Source organism: Streptomyces sp. cg36 (assembly GCF_041080675.1).
Taxonomy (GTDB): domain Bacteria; phylum Actinomycetota; class Actinomycetes; order Streptomycetales; family Streptomycetaceae; genus Streptomyces.
Map to the genome: position 1 here is coordinate 5,847,036 of NZ_CP163520.1, position 16,676 is coordinate 5,863,711.

General features: G+C 73.2%; 20 protein-coding genes. 17 read left to right on the plus strand and 3 right to left on the minus strand.

The genetic code is table 11. From position 1 onward, the window contains the following. Positions 1-5: 5 nt before the first annotated feature. Both AB5J87_RS25860 and AB5J87_RS25865 read right to left on the minus strand, forming a co-directional pair. Entirely contained in the window at positions 6-1,169 is a 1,164-nt protein-coding gene (locus tag AB5J87_RS25860; protein WP_369379698.1) for a hypothetical protein, read from the minus strand. Between the two features lie 96 nt (positions 1,170-1,265). Beyond that, entirely contained in the window at positions 1,266-2,867 is a 1,602-nt protein-coding gene (locus AB5J87_RS25865) for an oxidoreductase (protein WP_369379699.1), read from the minus strand. A 157-nt stretch (positions 2,868-3,024) separates the two neighbouring features. Here AB5J87_RS25865 and hisD point away from each other — a divergent pair, with 157 nt between their 5' ends. From hisD to hisF, 8 genes are read left to right on the plus strand one after another with little or no spacing between them, the layout of a single operon-like run. Beyond that, entirely contained in the window at positions 3,025-4,347 is a 1,323-nt protein-coding gene (hisD, locus tag AB5J87_RS25870) for a histidinol dehydrogenase (RefSeq protein WP_369379701.1), read from the plus strand. A 23-nt stretch (positions 4,348-4,370) separates the two neighbouring features. Then, positions 4,371-5,474, plus strand: a complete 1,104-nt coding sequence (locus tag AB5J87_RS25875; protein WP_369383672.1) for a histidinol-phosphate transaminase — start codon at positions 4,371-4,373, stop codon at positions 5,472-5,474. Continuing rightward, positions 5,471-6,064 (plus strand): imidazoleglycerol-phosphate dehydratase HisB, encoded by a 594-nt coding sequence (gene hisB, locus AB5J87_RS25880; protein ID WP_067158063.1) that lies wholly within the window; start codon positions 5,471-5,473, stop codon positions 6,062-6,064. The genes AB5J87_RS25875 and hisB overlap by 4 nt, the downstream gene beginning before the upstream one ends. Next, the gene (locus AB5J87_RS25885) at positions 6,061-6,225 is read left to right on the plus strand and encodes a hypothetical protein (RefSeq protein ID WP_188274150.1); all 165 of its coding nucleotides are present in this window, start codon (positions 6,061-6,063) and stop codon (positions 6,223-6,225) included. The genes hisB and AB5J87_RS25885 overlap by 4 nt, the downstream gene beginning before the upstream one ends. Then, positions 6,222-6,863 carry an imidazole glycerol phosphate synthase subunit HisH gene (gene hisH / locus AB5J87_RS25890; RefSeq protein ID WP_369379704.1) on the plus strand — a complete coding sequence of 214 codons (642 nt, stop codon included), beginning with the start codon at positions 6,222-6,224 and terminating at the stop codon, positions 6,861-6,863. The genes AB5J87_RS25885 and hisH overlap by 4 nt, the downstream gene beginning before the upstream one ends. After that, the gene (gene priA, locus AB5J87_RS25895) at positions 6,863-7,591 is read left to right on the plus strand and encodes a bifunctional 1-(5-phosphoribosyl)-5-((5-phosphoribosylamino)methylideneamino)imidazole-4-carboxamide isomerase/phosphoribosylanthranilate isomerase PriA (RefSeq protein WP_369379706.1); all 729 of its coding nucleotides are present in this window, start codon (positions 6,863-6,865) and stop codon (positions 7,589-7,591) included. The genes hisH and priA overlap by 1 nt, the downstream gene beginning before the upstream one ends. Continuing rightward, a complete protein-coding gene (locus tag AB5J87_RS25900) occupies positions 7,588-7,983 on the plus strand; it encodes a RidA family protein (RefSeq protein ID WP_369379707.1) in 396 nt (131 codons plus the stop codon). Before priA ends, AB5J87_RS25900 begins: the two co-directional genes overlap by 4 nt. Beyond that, positions 7,980-8,735, plus strand: coding sequence for an imidazole glycerol phosphate synthase subunit HisF (gene hisF / locus AB5J87_RS25905; protein WP_369379708.1), 756 nt, complete (start codon positions 7,980-7,982; stop codon positions 8,733-8,735). Before AB5J87_RS25900 ends, hisF begins: the two co-directional genes overlap by 4 nt. A 134-nt stretch (positions 8,736-8,869) precedes the next feature. On the opposite strand, the gene AB5J87_RS25910 is transcribed toward hisF, so the two are convergent. Continuing rightward, the gene (locus tag AB5J87_RS25910) at positions 8,870-9,502 is read right to left on the minus strand and encodes a TIGR03085 family metal-binding protein (RefSeq protein ID WP_369379710.1); all 633 of its coding nucleotides are present in this window, start codon (positions 9,500-9,502) and stop codon (positions 8,870-8,872) included. A gap of 82 nt (positions 9,503-9,584) precedes the next feature. On the opposite strand from AB5J87_RS25910, the gene hisI reads away from it, so the two are divergent. The 9 genes from hisI (at position 9,585) to trpA (ending at position 16,550) form a co-directional block, all read left to right on the plus strand. Further along, complete coding sequence (hisI, locus tag AB5J87_RS25915) at positions 9,585-9,941, plus strand: phosphoribosyl-AMP cyclohydrolase (protein WP_369379712.1); 357 nt, start codon at positions 9,585-9,587, stop codon at positions 9,939-9,941. Between the two features lie 9 nt (positions 9,942-9,950). Then, entirely contained in the window at positions 9,951-11,435 is a 1,485-nt protein-coding gene (locus AB5J87_RS25920) for an anthranilate synthase component I (protein WP_369379714.1), read from the plus strand. 163 nt (positions 11,436-11,598) lie between these two features. Further along, positions 11,599-12,240, plus strand: a complete 642-nt coding sequence (locus tag AB5J87_RS25925; protein ID WP_369379715.1) for a TIGR02234 family membrane protein — start codon at positions 11,599-11,601, stop codon at positions 12,238-12,240. A 126-nt stretch (positions 12,241-12,366) separates the two neighbouring features. After that, positions 12,367-12,639 (plus strand): HGxxPAAW family protein, encoded by a 273-nt coding sequence (locus tag AB5J87_RS25930; RefSeq protein ID WP_369379716.1) that lies wholly within the window; start codon positions 12,367-12,369, stop codon positions 12,637-12,639. A gap of 125 nt (positions 12,640-12,764) precedes the next feature. After that, the gene (locus AB5J87_RS25935) at positions 12,765-13,205 is read left to right on the plus strand and encodes a DUF2752 domain-containing protein (RefSeq protein WP_369379718.1); all 441 of its coding nucleotides are present in this window, start codon (positions 12,765-12,767) and stop codon (positions 13,203-13,205) included. A 151-nt stretch (positions 13,206-13,356) separates the two neighbouring features. After that, entirely contained in the window at positions 13,357-14,166 is an 810-nt protein-coding gene (gene trpC, locus AB5J87_RS25940; protein ID WP_369379719.1) for an indole-3-glycerol phosphate synthase TrpC, read from the plus strand. A gap of 7 nt (positions 14,167-14,173) precedes the next feature. After that, on the plus strand, positions 14,174-14,356 hold the full coding sequence (gene trpM / locus AB5J87_RS25945) for a tryptophan biosynthesis modulator TrpM (protein WP_369379721.1): 183 nt from the start codon (positions 14,174-14,176) through the stop codon (positions 14,354-14,356). A 134-nt stretch (positions 14,357-14,490) separates the two neighbouring features. Then, positions 14,491-15,738, plus strand: a complete 1,248-nt coding sequence (gene trpB / locus AB5J87_RS25950) for a tryptophan synthase subunit beta (protein ID WP_369379722.1) — start codon at positions 14,491-14,493, stop codon at positions 15,736-15,738. After that, on the plus strand, positions 15,735-16,550 hold the full coding sequence (trpA, locus tag AB5J87_RS25955; protein WP_369379724.1) for a tryptophan synthase subunit alpha: 816 nt from the start codon (positions 15,735-15,737) through the stop codon (positions 16,548-16,550). The genes trpB and trpA overlap by 4 nt, the downstream gene beginning before the upstream one ends. Positions 16,551-16,676 lie beyond the last annotated feature (126 nt).

Consider the following 16,676-nt stretch of genomic DNA (forward strand, 5'->3'; position numbering starts at 1 on the left):
AACGCTCAAGCGTAATGGTCGCCGGACCTGCCGCGGCCGGGCTTCCCGAGGGCGTCCGCGCCCGGCTTCCCGGCGGCCCGCCCGGGCGCCTTCGCCGGTGGCCGGGCCAGGGCCGCCCAGGGCCCGGCCGGGACGCCCGCCGGACCCCGCTCGCGCCCCGGCGGCGGGCCCGCCGCGACCTGCCTGCGGGCCCCGTCGCGCAGCTCGGTGAACCGGCCCAGCGGGTCGTCGGCCAGCCGCGCCCAGGGGAACGCGGTGACGTACGGTCCGATCCGGCCGAACTGCTCCAGCGCCTCGGGCCACCGCTCCCGTTCCACCAGGACGTACGCGAGCAGATTGCGCACCTCGGCGGGCCACGGGTCGCCCGGCTCGTAGGCGGCGGAGACCGCGATGGCGAGGTCCGCCGCCGCGTCGATCCGGTCCCGGAACAGCTCCCGGGCGCTCTGCCGGCCCGCGGGCGGCGGGGCGCCCCCGCCCGCCAGGCACGCGAACGCGGCCCGCACCGGCAGCGCCCGCACGAGCGAGCCGGGCAGCGCGTCGGCGGCGGCCTCCTCGGCGAACCCGAAGCACTCGCGGTGCGAGCCGTACCACTGCGCGGACAGGTACTGCAGGGCCGCGACGTGGCAGCCGTAGTGGTGCGAGGAGCGGCCGACCGCCTCCGCCCACAGCGACTCGAAGAGGGTGTGCGGCGCATGGGTGCCGCGCGCGTGGTCCAGCGCGATGCGCCAGGGCACCGGGTCCGCGGGCTCGGCCGAGGCCGCCGCGTCGATCAGCGGCGCGGTCTCCCGCAGCAGTTCGGCCCGGGCCGGGGAGCCCCACGCCCGTACGATCGCGAGCTCCGCCTTGACCAGCAGCGCGTCCGGGTCGCGGGGCGCGGCGGCCAGCCAGTCGGCGAGCCAGTCCGGGCGGCTGACCGCGAACGCGGCGAGCCGCATCGTGTAGCGGTCGCGGTTCTCCCACTCGGCGGACTCCCGGGTGGCCGCGAGCAGCGCGGCCACCGCCGCGTACTCGCCGCGCGCGGCGGCCACCAGCGCGGGGCCGAGCCGTCCGTCGGGCGCGTCGAGGAGCAGTTCCTCGTCGGCCCGGAGGTCGGCCGCGAGCTGCGGGGTGTGCCTGACCGCGCGGACGGCACGGATCAGAGCCTGTACGAATGACATGGTGTGAACCATTGAAATCCGCAGGTCGGAGGGGCGCCAGTGGTCTGCGGTGAAGAGTCTGTGGCGGCCGTGACGGTTGTACGGGCACGGGTCAAGGACCGGCAAATTTCAGCCACGGCGCAGCAGCCGTGAGGCACCCGCCGCCACCGTGGTCGCCAGGATCCAGCCGAGCACGATCAGCACCGCCGCCACCCACTGCCAGCTGCCGTGCAGCTTCCAGTAGCCGTCCTGGCCGAGGTTGATCACCGGCACCAGCAGGTCCAGGGCGTACAGCGAGGCGTTCCAGTCCGGGTGCTCGTCCGCCTTGATCGGCTGCGGGTCGTAGTGCGAGAACGCCAGCGCGCCCGCCGCCCACAGCACCGCCATCCACAGCGCGGCCCGGCCCGGCCGGTAGCCGTAGGCCACCGTCACGTCCTGGAGCACGCCCCACAGCTTGCCCGCGGGCGGCAGGGTCTCGCGGCGTCTGCGCTGCTTGGCCAGCAGCACCTCGCGGGCGTCCGCGTCCTCGCCGCTGTTGCGCAGCACGGTGGCGAGCCGCTCGTACGGCTCCGGGGCGTACTCCGGAGTCGCCGCCGCCACCCACTCCAGCCGTCTGGCCAGCGGGAACAGTCCGCGCGGGATGAGGTTCTCGTAGCTGAAGCCGCCCATGGCGAGCCCGCCGGGGCCCGGCCAGCTGGTCGACATGTCGACCAGGTTGACGACCTTGGCGCCCGAGAGCACCACCCGCCCGTGCTCCGGCCGCTCCCCGAGGAAGCGCAGCTCCGGCGTCTGCACCCGGCGCAGCGACAGCTCCTGGTAGTCGCGCATCACGAACCGCGCGCTCTGGAAGTCGACCGCGTCCCCGAACCGGCCGTCGTCCAGGCGCAGCCCGCCCTCGCAGACGAAGGACTGCACCCGGGTGCCGCGCACCGGGGTGCTGGTGTAGTTCGTCCCGTACGGCGGGGTCGTGGTCTCGGTGGCGTCGGGCGACACGGCCGCCGCCGTCATGTACAGCGTCCGCTCGACCGTCAGCTGGGGCGCGTTCAGGGCCCGGCGGCCCTCCGGGTTGACCAGCCTGCTGCCGCGCAGGCTCAGCGTCACCCCGACCTTGGCCGCCCGCAGGCTGACCTCGCCGTACGACTCGATCAGCTCGGCCTGGAGGTCCTGGGCGACCGAGAGGCCGTCCGCCGCGATCGAGCGGCCCTTGCGGTCGGCGCGGATCACGGCCTGGTTGAGCAGCAGATCGGTGCCGATGTGGGCGTCGGTGAGCCGGATGCCGCGGGCGATGCGGCAGCGCGGCAGATGCAGATCGCCCTCGGTCTGCAGCCGGGCCGCCTCGATCCGGGGGATCGCGCAGTTCACCATCCGCACGGTCGTCACCCGGCACTCCGGCAGCAGCACCTCGCCCTCGAACCGGCAGTTGTTCAGCTCCACGTACGGGGTGACCGTGCCGCCGGACAGATTGAGCGTGCCGGTGATCTGCACGCCGTTCAGCTTCAGCGCCGAGACCCGTCCGGCCAGCGCGGGCGGTCCGCTCAGGAGCAGCAGCGCCACCACCCGGGCCCGCACACTGCGCTCGGGCCCCCAGGCCCGGCCGGAGAAGGGATCGTCGCGCACCCGGTTGCGAGTGCGCAGATCGTAGGTGCTGCCGTTGCGGAACGCCTGCCACATTCCCAGCTCCGCCGGACTGAGCCAGTCCGGCGCCTCACCGACCTCCGGCGCCTCGGTCACTGCCGTCCCCCTCGTTCCTGCCCGTCCCGCGCGGTCGCCTGCGGGTGTAACGGACCGAACGCTAGTGGTCACGTCCGACGCGCGGGGCGGGCGGGACATGTATCAGCCAGTGATACGGGCGACCGGTGGCCCGATGTGGTCTGAGAGAATTGGTTCCGTGATCTCTCGAATCGATCTGCGCGGCAACGCCCTCCCCGAGGGGGGCGCCCTGCGCGACCTGCTGCCCCGTGCCGAGTTCGACGTGGAAGCCGCCCTGGAGAAGGTGCGGCCCATCTGCGAGGACGTGCATCATCGCGGCACGGCGGCGCTGATCGAGTACGCGGAGAAGTTCGACGGCGTGACCCTGGAGCGGATCCGGGTCCCCGCCGAGGCCCTCACCGAGGCCCTGGAGAAGCTCGACCCGCAGGTCAGAGCCGCCCTGGAGGAGTCCATCCGGCGCGCCAGGACCGTCCACCGCGCCCAGCGCCGCAGCGAGCACACCACCCAGGTGGTGCCCGGCGGCACCGTCACCGAGAAGTGGGTTCCGGTCGAGCGCGTGGGCCTTTACGCGCCGGGCGGGCGCTCGGTCTACCCCTCGTCCGTGGTCATGAACGTGGTGCCGGCCCAGGAGGCGGGCGTCGAGTCGATCGCGCTCGCCTCCCCGCCGCAGACGGAGTTCGGCGGGCTGCCGCACCCCACGATCCTGGCCGCCTGCGCGCTGCTCGGCGTCGACGAGGTGTACGCGGCGGGCGGCGCCCAGGCCGTCGCGATGTTCGCGTACGGCACCGAGGAATGTGCACCCGTGAACATGGTGACCGGCCCCGGCAACATCTGGGTCGCCGCCGCCAAGCGCTACTTCACCGGCCGCATCGGCATCGACACCGAGGCCGGTCCGACCGAGATCGCGGTGCTCGCCGACGAGACCGCGGACCCGGTGCACGTCGCCGCCGACCTGATCAGCCAGGCCGAGCACGACCCGATGGCCGCCGCCGTCCTGGTCACCGACTCCGCGGCCCTCGCCGACGCCGTCGAGCGCGAGCTGGCGCCGCAGGTCGCGGCCACCAAGCACGTCGAGGACCGGATCAGGCCCGCGCTGGCCGGCAAGCAGTCCGCGATCGTGCTGGTCGACGGCCTGGAGCAGGGCCTGAAGGTGGTCGACGCGTACGGCGCCGAGCACCTGGAGATCCAGACCGCCGACGCCTCCGCCGTCGCGGGCCGGGTCCGCAACGCGGGCGCGATCTTCGTCGGCCCGTGGGCGCCGGTCTCGCTCGGCGACTACTGCGCCGGCTCCAACCACGTGCTGCCCACCGGCGGCTGCGCCTGCCACTCCTCGGGCCTGTCGGTGCAGTCCTTCCTCAAGGGCATCCACATCGTCGACTACAGCCGGGACGCGCTCGCCGAGGTCACCCACCACGTGGTCACCCTCGCCGAGGCCGAGGACCTGCCCGCGCACGGCGCCGCGCTCAAGGCGCGGTTCGGATGGAAGGTGCCGGGACAGTGAGCGACGCCCCGACCCCGGTCGACCTGACCCTGGACGACCTGCCCGTGCGCGAGGAGCTGCGCGGCAAGTCCCCCTACGGCGCGCCCCAGCTGGACGTGCCGGTGCAGCTCAACACCAACGAGAACCCGTATCCGCTGCCCGAGCCGCTGGTCGCGCGGATCGCCGAGCGGGTCGCCGAGGCCGCGCGCGGCCTCAACCGCTACCCCGACCGGGACGCGGTGGAGCTGCGCACCGAGCTCGCCCGCTATCTCACCCGCACCGGCGGGCATCCGGTCGCCACCGAGAACGTCTGGGCGGCCAACGGCTCCAACGAGGTCATCCAGCAGCTGCTCCAGACCTTCGGCGGGCCCGGCCGCACCGCCATCGGCTTCGAGCCCTCGTACTCGATGCACGGCCTCATCGCGCGCGGCACCGGCACCGGCTGGATCTCCGGGCCGCGAGGCGAGGACTTCACCGTCGACGTGGCCGCGGCCACGAAGGCGATCGCCGAGCACCGCCCGGACGTCGTCTTCATCACCTCGCCCAACAACCCCACCGGCACGGCGGTCGGCGCCGAAACGGTTCTGGCGCTCTACGAGGCCGCGCAGGCCGCCAAGCCGTCCCTGGTGGTCGTCGACGAGGCGTACGTCGAGTTCAGCCACCGCGCCTCGCTGCTGCCGCTGATCGCGGGCCGCCCGCACCTGGTGGTCTCCCGGACCATGTCCAAGGCGTTCGGCGCGGCCGGGCTGCGGCTCGGCTACCTCGCCGCGCACCCGGCGGTGGTCGACGCGGTCCAGCTCGTCCGGCTGCCCTACCACCTCTCCGCCGTCACCCAGGCGACCGCGCTCGCCGCCCTGGAGCACACCGACACGCTGCTCGGCTACGTCGAGCAGCTCAAGCGGGAGCGCGACCGGCTGGTCACCGAGTTGCGGGCGGCCGGGTACGAGGCGACCGACTCGGACGCCAACTTCGTCCAGTTCGGCCGCTTCGACGACGCCCACACCGCCTGGCAGCGGATCCTCGACCAGGGAGTCCTGGTCCGTGACAACGGGGTGCCCGGGTGGCTGCGCGTCACCGCCGGCACCCCGACCGAGAACGACGCGTTCCTGGACGCGGTCCGTCAACTCAAGAAGGAGCAGAGAGCATGAGCCGCGTCGGCCGTGTCGAACGCACCACCAAGGAGACGTCCGTCCTCGTCGAGATCGACCTCGACGGGACCGGAAAGGTCGACGTGTCGACGGGAGTCGGCTTCTACGACCACATGCTCGACCAGCTCGGCCGCCACGGCCTCTTCGACCTCACGGTCAAGACCGACGGCGACCTGCACATCGACTCGCACCACACCATTGAGGACACCGCCCTCGCGCTGGGCGCCGCCTTCAAGCAGGCGCTCGGCGACAAGGTCGGCATCTACCGCTTCGGCAACTGCACGGTCCCCCTGGACGAGTCCCTCGCCCAGGTCACCGTGGACCTCTCCGGCCGCCCGTACCTGGTGCACACCGAGCCGGAGAACATGGCGCCGATGATCGGCGAGTACGACACCACCATGACCCGGCACATCCTGGAGTCCTTCGTGGCGCAGGCGCAGATCGCCCTGCACGTCCACGTCCCGTACGGGCGCAACGCGCACCACATCGTGGAGTGCCAGTTCAAGGCACTGGCGCGGGCGCTGCGGTACGCCAGTGAGCACGACCCGCGTGCCGCGGGCATCCTTCCTTCGACCAAGGGCGCGCTGTGACCGGCCTCAACACCATCCTCATCGTCCTCGGGCTCTTCCTCGCCGGAGGCGTCTACTCCTTCATCAAGCAGGAGATGTCCAAGAGCCTGATCACGCTCCTCGCCATCAGCTCCGCGCTCTGCCTGGCCGCGGGCATCCTCCGGCTGGAGGTGTGGAATTGAGCGCTCCGAAGAAGGTCGTCGTCTTCGACTACGGCTTCGGCAACGTCCGCTCCGCCGAGCGGGCGCTGGCCCGGGTCGGCGCGGACGTCGAGATCACCCGTGACTACGACAGGGCGATGAACGCGGACGGCCTGCTCGTCCCCGGCGTCGGCGCCTTCGAAGCCTGCATGAAGGGGCTGAAGGAGGCCCGCGGCGAGTGGATCGTGGGCCGCCGGCTCTCCGGCGGGCGCCCGGTGATGGGCATCTGCGTCGGCATGCAGATCCTCTTCGCCCGGGGCATCGAGCACGGCGTGGAGACCGAGGGCCTGGACGAGTGGCCCGGCACGGTCGAGCCGCTCAGGGCGCCGGTCGTCCCGCACATGGGCTGGAACACGGTCCACGCGCCCGAGGACACCGAGCTCTTCGCGGGCCTGGACGCCGGCGCCCGCTACTACTTCGTGCACTCGTACGCGGTGCACGACTGGACCCTGGAGGTCGGCAACGCCAACATGCGCGCCCCCAGGGTCAGCTGGGCCACCCACGGCGAGCCGTTCGTCGCCGCGGTGGAGAACGGCGCGCTGTGGGCCACCCAGTTCCACCCCGAGAAGTCCGGCGACGCCGGAGCCCAGCTGCTGACCAACTGGATCGGAACCCTGTGATGGCCCCGAAGCTCGAACTCCTGCCCGCCGTCGACGTCCGCGACGGCCAGGCCGTCCGCCTCGTCCACGGCGAGTCCGGCTCGGAGACCTCCTACGGCTCCCCGCTCCAGGCGGCGCTCGCCTGGCAGGGCTCGGGTGCCGAATGGCTGCACCTGGTCGACCTGGACGCGGCGTTCGGCACCGGCGACAACCGGGCGCTGGTCGCCGAGATCACCGGGGCCATGGACATCAAGGTGGAGCTCTCCGGCGGCATCCGCGACGACGCCACCCTCGCCGCGGCCCTCGCCACCGGCTGCACCCGGGTCAACCTGGGCACCGCCGCCCTGGAGACCCCCGAGTGGGTCGCCAAGGTCATCGCCGAGCACGGCGAGCGGATCGCGGTCGGCCTGGACGTCCGGGGCACCACCCTGCGCGGCCGGGGCTGGACCAGCGACGGCGGCGACCTCTACGAGACCCTGGCCCGCCTCGACTCCGAGGGCTGCGCGCGGTACGTGGTGACCGACATCGCCAAGGACGGCACGCTCCAGGGCCCCAACGTGGAGCTGCTGCGCACCGTCTGCGCCGCCACCGACCGGCCGGTCGTCGCGTCCGGCGGCGTGTCCTCCCTCGACGACCTGCGGGCGCTGGCCGAGCTGGTGCCCCTGGGTGTGGAGGGTGCCATCGTGGGCAAGGCCCTGTACGCGAAGGCATTCACCCTGGAAGAAGCCCTGGAGGCTGTGTCCCGATGAGCGACGTACGGCGTGTGCAGAGTGACAGTCCCTTCGAGGACGCGTTCGGCTTCGCGCGCGCCGTCGCCGCGGGCGACCGTGTGCACGTCGCCGGCACCACGTCCTTCGACGGCACGGTGCTCTACGGCGAGGGCGACCCCTACGAACAGGCCAAGGTGGCCTTCGGGAACGCCCTCGCCGCGCTCGCGGAGTTCGGACTCGGCGCCGAGTCCGTGGTCCGCACCCGGATGTATCTGACCCATGCGCGCGACATCGACGAGGCGGGCCGGGCCCACAAGGAGCTCTTCGACGCCGTCCGTCCCGCGGCCACGCTGGTCATCGTCTCCGGCCTGGTTGACCCGCGCCTGCTGGTCGAAGTAGAAGTAGAAGCCTTCCGAGGAGCCCCCGCATGACCCTCGCGGTCCGAGTCATCCCCTGCCTGGACGTCGACAACGGGCGGGTGGTGAAGGGCGTCAACTTCCAGAACCTGCGCGACGCCGGAGACCCCGTCGAGATGGCGAAGGTGTACGACGCGGAGGGCGCGGACGAGCTGACGTTCCTCGACATCACCGCCTCCTCCGGCAACCGGGAGACGACCTACGACGTGGTGCGGCGCACCGCCGAGCAGGTCTTCATCCCGCTGACGGTGGGCGGCGGCGTCCGCACCGCCTCGGACGTGGACAAACTGCTGCGGGCCGGGGCCGACAAGGTGGGCGTGAACACGGCGGCCATCGAGCGGCCCGAGCTGATCCGCGAGATCGCCGAGCGCTTCGGGCGCCAGGTGCTGGTGCTGTCGGTGGACGCGCGCCGCACCGCCGCGGGCTCCTTCGAGGTGACCACGCACGGCGGTCGCAAGGGCACCGGCATCGACGCGGTGGAGTGGGCGCACCGGGCGGCCGAGCTGGGCGCGGGCGAGATCCTGCTGAACTCGATGGACGCGGACGGGACCAAGGACGGCTACGACGTCGAGATGATCGCGGCGGTCCGCCGCCACGTCACGGTCCCGGTGATCGCGTCGGGCGGCGCGGGCCGCCTGGCCGACTTCCCCCCGGCGGTGGCGGCGGGCGCCGACGCGGTGCTGGCGGCATCGGTGTTCCACTTCGGCGACCTGCGCATCGCCGAGGTGAAGTCGGCGCTGGCCGGGGCGGGCCATCCGGTGCGCTGACGTTCCTGGCTCCGCGCCCCTGAGCATTCAGGGGCGCGGGGAACTGCGCGACCAGCCACCCGCGGTCCGCGGACGAAGCCACCAGGCGGCCCGCCGGGTGGGGAAGACCGGGGTCCCGGGCCGCGGCCCGGGACCTACACCCCCAGCTTCGCCTCCAGCGCCCGCGCCGCCGCCGACTTCTCCCCCTCCACCTGCACATCGGCCGCCTCCTGCCGCCCGGAGGCGAACAGGGCGAGTTCACCGGGCTCACCGGTGACGGTGACCACCGGGGTGCCCCGCCGGGCGACCGCGGTCTGCCCGTCGGGCCGCCGCAGCACGAGCCCGACGGGGGAGCGGCGCCCCATCAGCCGCGCCATCTTCTCCAGCCGGGACCACAGCGCGTCGGCGAAGACCGGGTCCACCGGCCGGGCCGTCCAGTCGGCCTGGGCGCGCCGGACGTCCTCGCCGTGGACGTAGAACTCGACCGCGTTCGCCCCCTCGTCGATCTGCTTGAGGCTGTACGGGGAGAACTTCGAGGGCCCCGTACGGAACAGCTGGACCAGTTCCTCGTACGGCTTCGCGGCGAACTCCGCCTGCACCCGGTCCAGGCGCGACTTCAGGGCGCCCACCAGTATTCCGCCCGCCGCGTCGAGGCGGCGCTCGCGGACCACCAGGTGCGCGGCGAGGTCGCGCGTGGTCCAGCCCTCGCACAGGGTCGGGGCCTCGGGGCCCGCCGCCTCCAACAGATCGGCGAGCAGCAGCCGTTCACGCTTGGCATGGGTCGACATGCGGGCCAGCGTACTCCCGGCGCCGCGTCCGACCGGTGGACGCGGCGCCCGGCGGCCCCTCGCGCCACGGCACAATGAGCCCATGACCAGCACTCTCGATCCCGCCGTCGCCGCCCGCCTCAAGCGCAGCGCCGATGGTCTGGTCCCGGCCATCGCCCAGCAGTACGACACCGGCGAGGTGCTCATGCTCGGCTGGATGGACGACGAGGCCCTGCACCGCACCCTGACCACCGGACGCTGCACCTACTGGTCGCGCAGCCGGAACGAGTACTGGGTGAAGGGGGACACTTCCGGTCATTTCCAGCACGTGAAGTCCGTCGCGCTGGACTGCGACGGGGACACGCTGCTGGTCAAGGTGGACCAGGTCGGCGCCGCCTGCCACACCGGTGATCGGACATGCTTCGACGCCGACGTCCTGCTGCCCGCCCCGGCTCAGTAGGGTCACGTCATGGATCTCGAAACCTTCCGCAAGCTCGCGGTGGACCGCCGCGTCATCCCGGTCAGCCGCCGCCTCCTCGCGGACGGCGACACCCCGGTGGGGCTCTACCGCAAGCTCGCCGCCGAGCGCCCGGGCACCTTCCTGCTGGAGTCGGCCGAGAACGGCCGGTCCTGGTCGCGCTACTCGTTCGTGGGCGTGCGCTCCGCCGCCACGCTGACCACCCGCGACGGCGAGGCCCACTGGCTGGGCACCCCGCCGGTGGGCGTCCCCACTTCGGGTGATCCGCTGACCGCCCTGCGCACGACGGTCGAGGCCCTCCACACCCCGCGCGACCTGTCGTCCGGGATGCCCCCGTTCACCGGCGGCATGGTCGGCTACCTCGGCTACGACATCGTGCGCCGCCTGGAGCGGATCGGCGAGCACGGCGACGACGACCTGAAGCTGCCCGAGCTCACCATGCTGCTCACCTCCGACCTCGCGGTGCTGGACCACCGGGACAACTCGGTGCTGCTGATCGCCAACGCGATCAACCACAACGACCTGGACACCGGGGTCGACGAGGCGTACGAGGACGCGGTGGCCCGGCTGGACGCCATGGAGGCGGACCTCGCCGAGCCGGTGGAGTACGCGCCGGTCGCCCTGCCGCCGTCCGAGCTGCCCCCGTACACGGCGCTGTGGGGCGGCAAGGCGTACCAGGACGCCGTGGAGGACGTGAAGGAGCGCATCCGGGCGGGCGAGGCGTTCCAGGTGGTGCCCTCGCAGCGGTTCGAGACGCCGTGCGCGGCGAGCGCGCTCGACGTCTACCGGGTGCTGCGGGCCACCAACCCCTCCCCGTACATGTACCTGTTCCGGTTCGACGGCTTCGACGTGGTGGGCTCCAGCCCCGAGGCGCTGGTCAAGGTCGAGGACGGGCGGGCCATGGTGCACCCGATCGCCGGGACCCGGCACCGGGGCGCCACCCCGCAGGAGGACAACGACCTCGCCGAGGAGCTGCTCGCCGACCCCAAGGAGCGGGCCGAGCACCTGATGCTCGTCGACCTGGGCCGCAACGACCTGGGCCGGGTGTGCGAACCGGGCTCGGTCGAGGTCGTCGACTTCATGTCGATCGAGCGGTACTCGCACGTGATGCACATCGTCTCGACGGTGACCGGCCGGGTGGCCCCGGGCCGTACCGCCTTCGACGTGCTCACCGCCTGCTTCCCGGCGGGCACCCTCTCCGGTGCGCCCAAGCCGCGCGCGATGCAGATCATCGAGGAGCTGGAGCCCAGCCGCCGCGGGCTCTACGGCGGCTGCGTCGGCTATCTCGACTTCGCCGGGGACTCCGACACCGCGATCGCCATCCGTACCGCCCTGCTGCGCGACGGAACGGCCTACGTGCAGGCCGGGGCCGGTGTGGTGGCGGACTCCGACCCGGTGGCGGAGGACAACGAGTGCCGCAACAAGGCGGCGGCGGTGCTCCGCGCCGTCCACACGGCGAACCGGCTCAACGGCTAGGGCGCCCCCGCGCCCCTGACGGCCCGGGGGCGCGGGGCCCTGTCACGTGCGGCTCCGCCGTGCGGGCGCGGACGGCCCGCGGACGGACTTCCCGCTGGTGCTTTCGCGCCATAACGCGGCCCCGGGTGACAAGATCACCGCCGTGCAGGCGATAGTTGGGTACGTGAGTGCTGTTCCCGTACCCCAGTCGCGTGCCGAATCCGCGCCGCCCGTCCGCGGCGGCGGCCGTCGTTCCCTCGCCGCCGCCCTGCTCCTCGGAGCCGCCGGAGCCGCCGTCGTCCTGCTCGCCTCCGGGCAGACCTGGGGCGAGGGCCACGCCGCCGTCGGCGGCGGCAGTGTCCCGCTCCGCGCCACCGGGCAGAACGTCACGGGCGTGCCCGCCGCCCTCGCGATAGTCGGGCTCGCCGCCCTGGTGGCCGTCTTCGCGGTCCGCCGGGCCGGCCGGTTCCTGGTCTCCGGGCTGCTCGCGCTGAGCGGCGCCGGGGCCGCGTTCGCCGCCTTCCTCGGCGCCGACGACAGCTCGGCCCTGGACGAGAAGGCGGCCCGCACCAGCGGCGACGCGGCGGCCTCCATCGCCGGGCTGACCCACACCGCCTGGCCCTACGTCACCTTCGCGGGCGGACTGCTCATCCTGCTGGCCGGTCTCCTCGCGCTGCGGTTCGGCGCGGCCTGGCCCGCGATGGGCGGGCGCTACGAGCGCGACGGCAGCCCCCGGCCGCGCAAGGCCCGCCCGGCCAAGGACCCGGACCGGCCCGAGGAGCTGTGGAAGGCGCTGGACCGCGGCGAGGACCCGACCGGGGTGTGAGCCGCCCCACGGGCCCCGGGCTCGGGGCACCCGGAGCGGTGCGCGACAATGGTGGGTGAACGGTCGGCGTCGAAGGACGTGACGGCCGTCTCCGCGACCCAGAGATTCACCAACGAGGAGCAACTCATGGCGGGCAGCAGCGGCGGCCACGGACACACCCCGGCCGCCTGGACCGGTGTCATCATCGCCTTCATCGGCTTCTGTGTGGCGTCGGTGTTCATCGTCGCCGGGAACCCGGTCGGCTTCTGGGCCGGTACGGCGCTCACCCTGCTCGGCGCGGTCGTCGGCGGCGTCATGAAGATGGCGGGCCTGGGCACCCCCAAGGAGACCGCCGAGATGGCGAAGGCCCGCGAGGAGGCCGGGGCCAAGTCCCGCGCCCGGCTCGCCGAGGCCCGCTGACCCGGCGCCGTACGCATCCGTACGCGAGCAAGAGGCGCGGCCCCCGTCCGGGGCGCGCCTCTTCTCCGTACCCCCGTCCGCGCCGCTCGCGTGCGCCCCTGCGGGTGAACGGGGAGAATCACCGCGTGGACGCCACCCCGACCCCGATTCAGGCCCCCGCACCGGCCCCCGGTGCGGCGCGCCGGCTGATCGTGCCGCTGGGCACCCTCGGCGCGGTCGCCGCCGCCTTCGCGTACGTGGGCGCCGTCGACCCCAACCAGCCCGGCCACTACCCCGTCTGCCCGCTGCTGCGGTTCACCGGGGTCTACTGCCCGGGGTGCGGCGGGCTGCGCAGCGCCCATGACGTCATCACCGGCCAGTTCGGCGCGGCGCTCGGCGCCAACGCGCTGGCGGTGGCCGGATACGCGCTCTTCGCCGTGGTCTGGGCGGTCTGGGCCGTCCGCGCCGCGCGCGGGCTGCCGTTCCGTGTCGACCTCAAGGACGCCCACTGGTGGGGCGTCGGAGCGGTCCTGCTGATCTTCACAGTTGTCCGGAATCTGCCGTTCGGTTCTGTGCTCGCGCCGTGACATTCCGTATATCTCCGCATGTCGCGGCTGTCCGCAGAGTGGGACGGACGTCAACCGGATGCGAGCCCTTCGCTCCGGTGCGGATACCATCGTCATGGCTGATCCTGGCCGATCGTCAACGTCACCACCGTCCTGGAAGGGGGCCGCTCGCGTGAGTGTGCTCGACGAGATCATCGAGGGCGTCCGCGCCGATCTGGCGGAGCGGCAGGCGCGGGTCGGCCTCGACGAGCTCAAGGAGCGCGCCGCCAAGGCGCCCCAGGCTCGGGACGGCGTCGCGGCCCTGCGCGGCGAGGGCGTCAACGTGATCTGCGAGGTCAAGCGCTCCAGCCCCTCCAAGGGCGCGCTGGCGGCCATCGCCGACCCCGCGGGCCTCGCCGCCGACTACGAGGCGGGCGGCGCCGCCGTCATCTCCGTGCTCACCGAGCAGCGGCGCTTCGGCGGCTCGCTGGCCGACCTGGAGGCCGTCCGCGCCAAGGTCGACATCCCGGTGCTGCGCAAGGACTTCATCGTCACCGCGTACCAGCTGTGGGAGGCCCGGGCGTACGGGGCCGACCTGGCCCTGCTGATCGTGGCCGCCCTGGAGCAGCCCGCCCTGGTCTCGCTGATCGAGCGGGCCGAGTCCATCGGGCTCACCCCGCTGGTCGAGGTGCACGACGAGGACGAGGTCGAGCGGGCCGTCGACGCGGGCGCCCGGATCATCGGCGTCAACGCGCGCGACCTGAAGACCCTCAAGGTGGACCGCACCACCTTCGAGCGCGTCGCCCCCGAGATCCCCTCGCACATCGTGAAGATCGCCGAGTCGGGCGTGCGCGGCCCGCACGACCTGATCGCCTACGCCAACGCCGGCGCGGACGCCGTGCTCGTCGGCGAGTCCCTGGTCACCGGCAAGGACCCCCGGGCGGCCGTCGCCGACCTGGTGGCCGCCGGCGCCCACCCGGCCCTGCGGCACGGGCGGAACTGACCCCGCCATGCCGATCTCCGCACGCCTCGCCCCCGGCTGCCGCCCCCGCGGCTGCCGCGCTCCCGCGCGCCGGGTGCACGGGCGGCGCGTGCGCTATGTGATCGGCTCGGAGCCGGGCCAGGTCAACGGGATGCGATGGCGCGGCGCCCCCGGGCGCCGCCCGAGTCCGAGCACCCCGCCCCGCCCGTAGGGGCGCGGGGAACCGCGCGACCGGCCGACGACGGCCGCGGTCGCGCACGGAGCTCGCCGAAGCGGCGCCTGGGTGAACCCGTGACCACACGCAACCCAGGACCGGGGCCCATCGCGCCCCGGGGAGGTGTCCCCATGTCCCACGAGTTCTTCATTCCCGATCCGGACGGCCAAGTCCCCAGCAGCGAGGGCTACTTCGGCGAGTTCGGCGGCAAGTTCATCCCCGAGGCGCTGGTCGCCGCGGTGGACGAGGTCGCCGTCGAGTACGACAAGGCCAAGGCGGACCCCGCCTTCGCGGCCGAGCTCAACGACCTGATGGTCAACTACACCGGCCGTCCCAGCGCCCTGACCGAGGTGCCCCGGTTCGCCGAGCACGCGGGCGGCGCCCGGGTCTTCCTCAAGCGCGAGGACCTGAACCACACCGGCTCGCACAAGATCAACAACGTGCTCGGCCAGGCGCTGCTCACCAAGCGCATGGGCAAGACGCGCGTCATCGCCGAGACCGGCGCGGGCCAGCACGGCGTGGCCACCGCCACCGCCTGCGCCCTGTTCGGCCTGGAGTGCACCATCTACATGGGCGAGGTCGACACCCAGCGCCAGGCGCTGAACGTCGCCCGGATGCGGATGCTGGGCGCCGAGGTCGTCCCGGTCAAGTCCGGCAGCCGCACCCTCAAGGACGCCATCAACGAGGCGTTCCGCGACTGGGTCGCCAACGTGGACCGCACGCACTACCTCTTCGGCACGGTCGCGGGCCCGCACCCGTTCCCGGCCATGGTCCGCGACTTCCACCGGGTCATCGGCGTCGAGGCCCGCCGCCAGATCCTGGAGCGCGCGGGGCGCCTGCCGGACGCGGCCGTGGCCTGCGTCGGCGGCGGCTCCAACGCCATCGGGCTCTTCCACGCCCTCATCCCGGACGCGGGCGTCCGCCTGATCGGCTGCGAGCCGGCCGGGCACGGCGTCGAGACCGGCGAGCACGCGGCGACCCTGACCGCGGGCGAGCCGGGCATCCTGCACGGCTCGCGTTCGTACGTGCTCCAGGACGAGGAGGGCCAGATCACCGAGCCCTACTCGATCTCGGCCGGTCTGGACTACCCGGGCATCGGGCCCGAGCACTCCTACCTCAAGGACATCGGCCGCGGCGAGTACCGCGCGGTCACCGACGACGCGGCGATGCAGGCGCTGCGGCTGCTCTCGCGCACCGAGGGCATCATCCCGGCGATCGAGTCCGCGCACGCGCTCGCGGGCGCCCTCGAAGTCGGCCGCGAGCTCGGAAAGGACGGCCTGCTCCTGGTCAACCTCTCCGGGCGCGGCGACAAGGACATGGACACGGCGGCCCGCTACTTCGGGCTGTACGACAACGGCGCCGAGGGGGACGCGAAGTGAGCGGGAACGTGCGACTGCTGAGCGACACCCTCGCCAAGGCGAAGGCCGAGGACCGGGCCGCGCTCATCGCCTATCTGCCGGCCGGGTTCCCGACCGTCGACGGCGGCATCCAGGCGGTCAGGGCCGTCTTCGACGGCGGCGCGGACGTGGTCGAGGTCGGCCTGCCGCACAGCGACCCGGTGCTGGACGGCCCCGTCATCCAGACCGCCGACGACATCGCCCTCAAGGGCGGCGTGAAGATCGCCGACGTGCTGCGCACGGTCCGCGAGGCGCACGCGGCGACCGGCAAGCCGGTGCTGGTGATGACGTACTGGAACCCCATCGACCGGTACGGCGTGGAGCGCTTCACCGCCGAGCTCGCCGAGGCGGGCGGCGCGGGCTGCATCCTGCCCGACCTGCCGGTCCAGGAGTCCGCGCTGTGGCGCGAGCACGCCGACAAGCACGGCCTGGGCACGGTCTTCGTGGTCGCGCCGAGCAGCCGGGACGAGCGCCTCGCGCAGATCACCGCGGTCGGCTCCGGCTTCGTGTACGCGGCGTCCCTGATGGGGGTCACCGGCACGCGCGCCTCGGTCGGCGCGCAGGCCGAGGACCTGGTGCGGCGCACCCGCGCCACCACCGAGCTGCCGGTCTGCGTCGGCCTCGGCGTCTCCAACGCCGAGCAGGCCCGTGAGGTCGCCGCGTTCTCGGACGGCGTGATCGTCGGCTCGGCCTTCGTCCAGCGCATGCTGGACGCGCCGGACCACGCGAGCGGCCTGGCCGCCGTGCGCACCCTCGCGGGTGAACTCGCGCGGGGCGTGCGCCGTACGCCGTAGGGGTGTAGGCCGTCCGTCGTAACGTTCCGTAACCTCCTGCGGGTGGGGGCGGTGGCGGATTCCGTTAGCTCATACGGGTGGTTCTGGGACCGGGGAGGCACGAGGGTGCCTCCCCGGTTCGTTGCT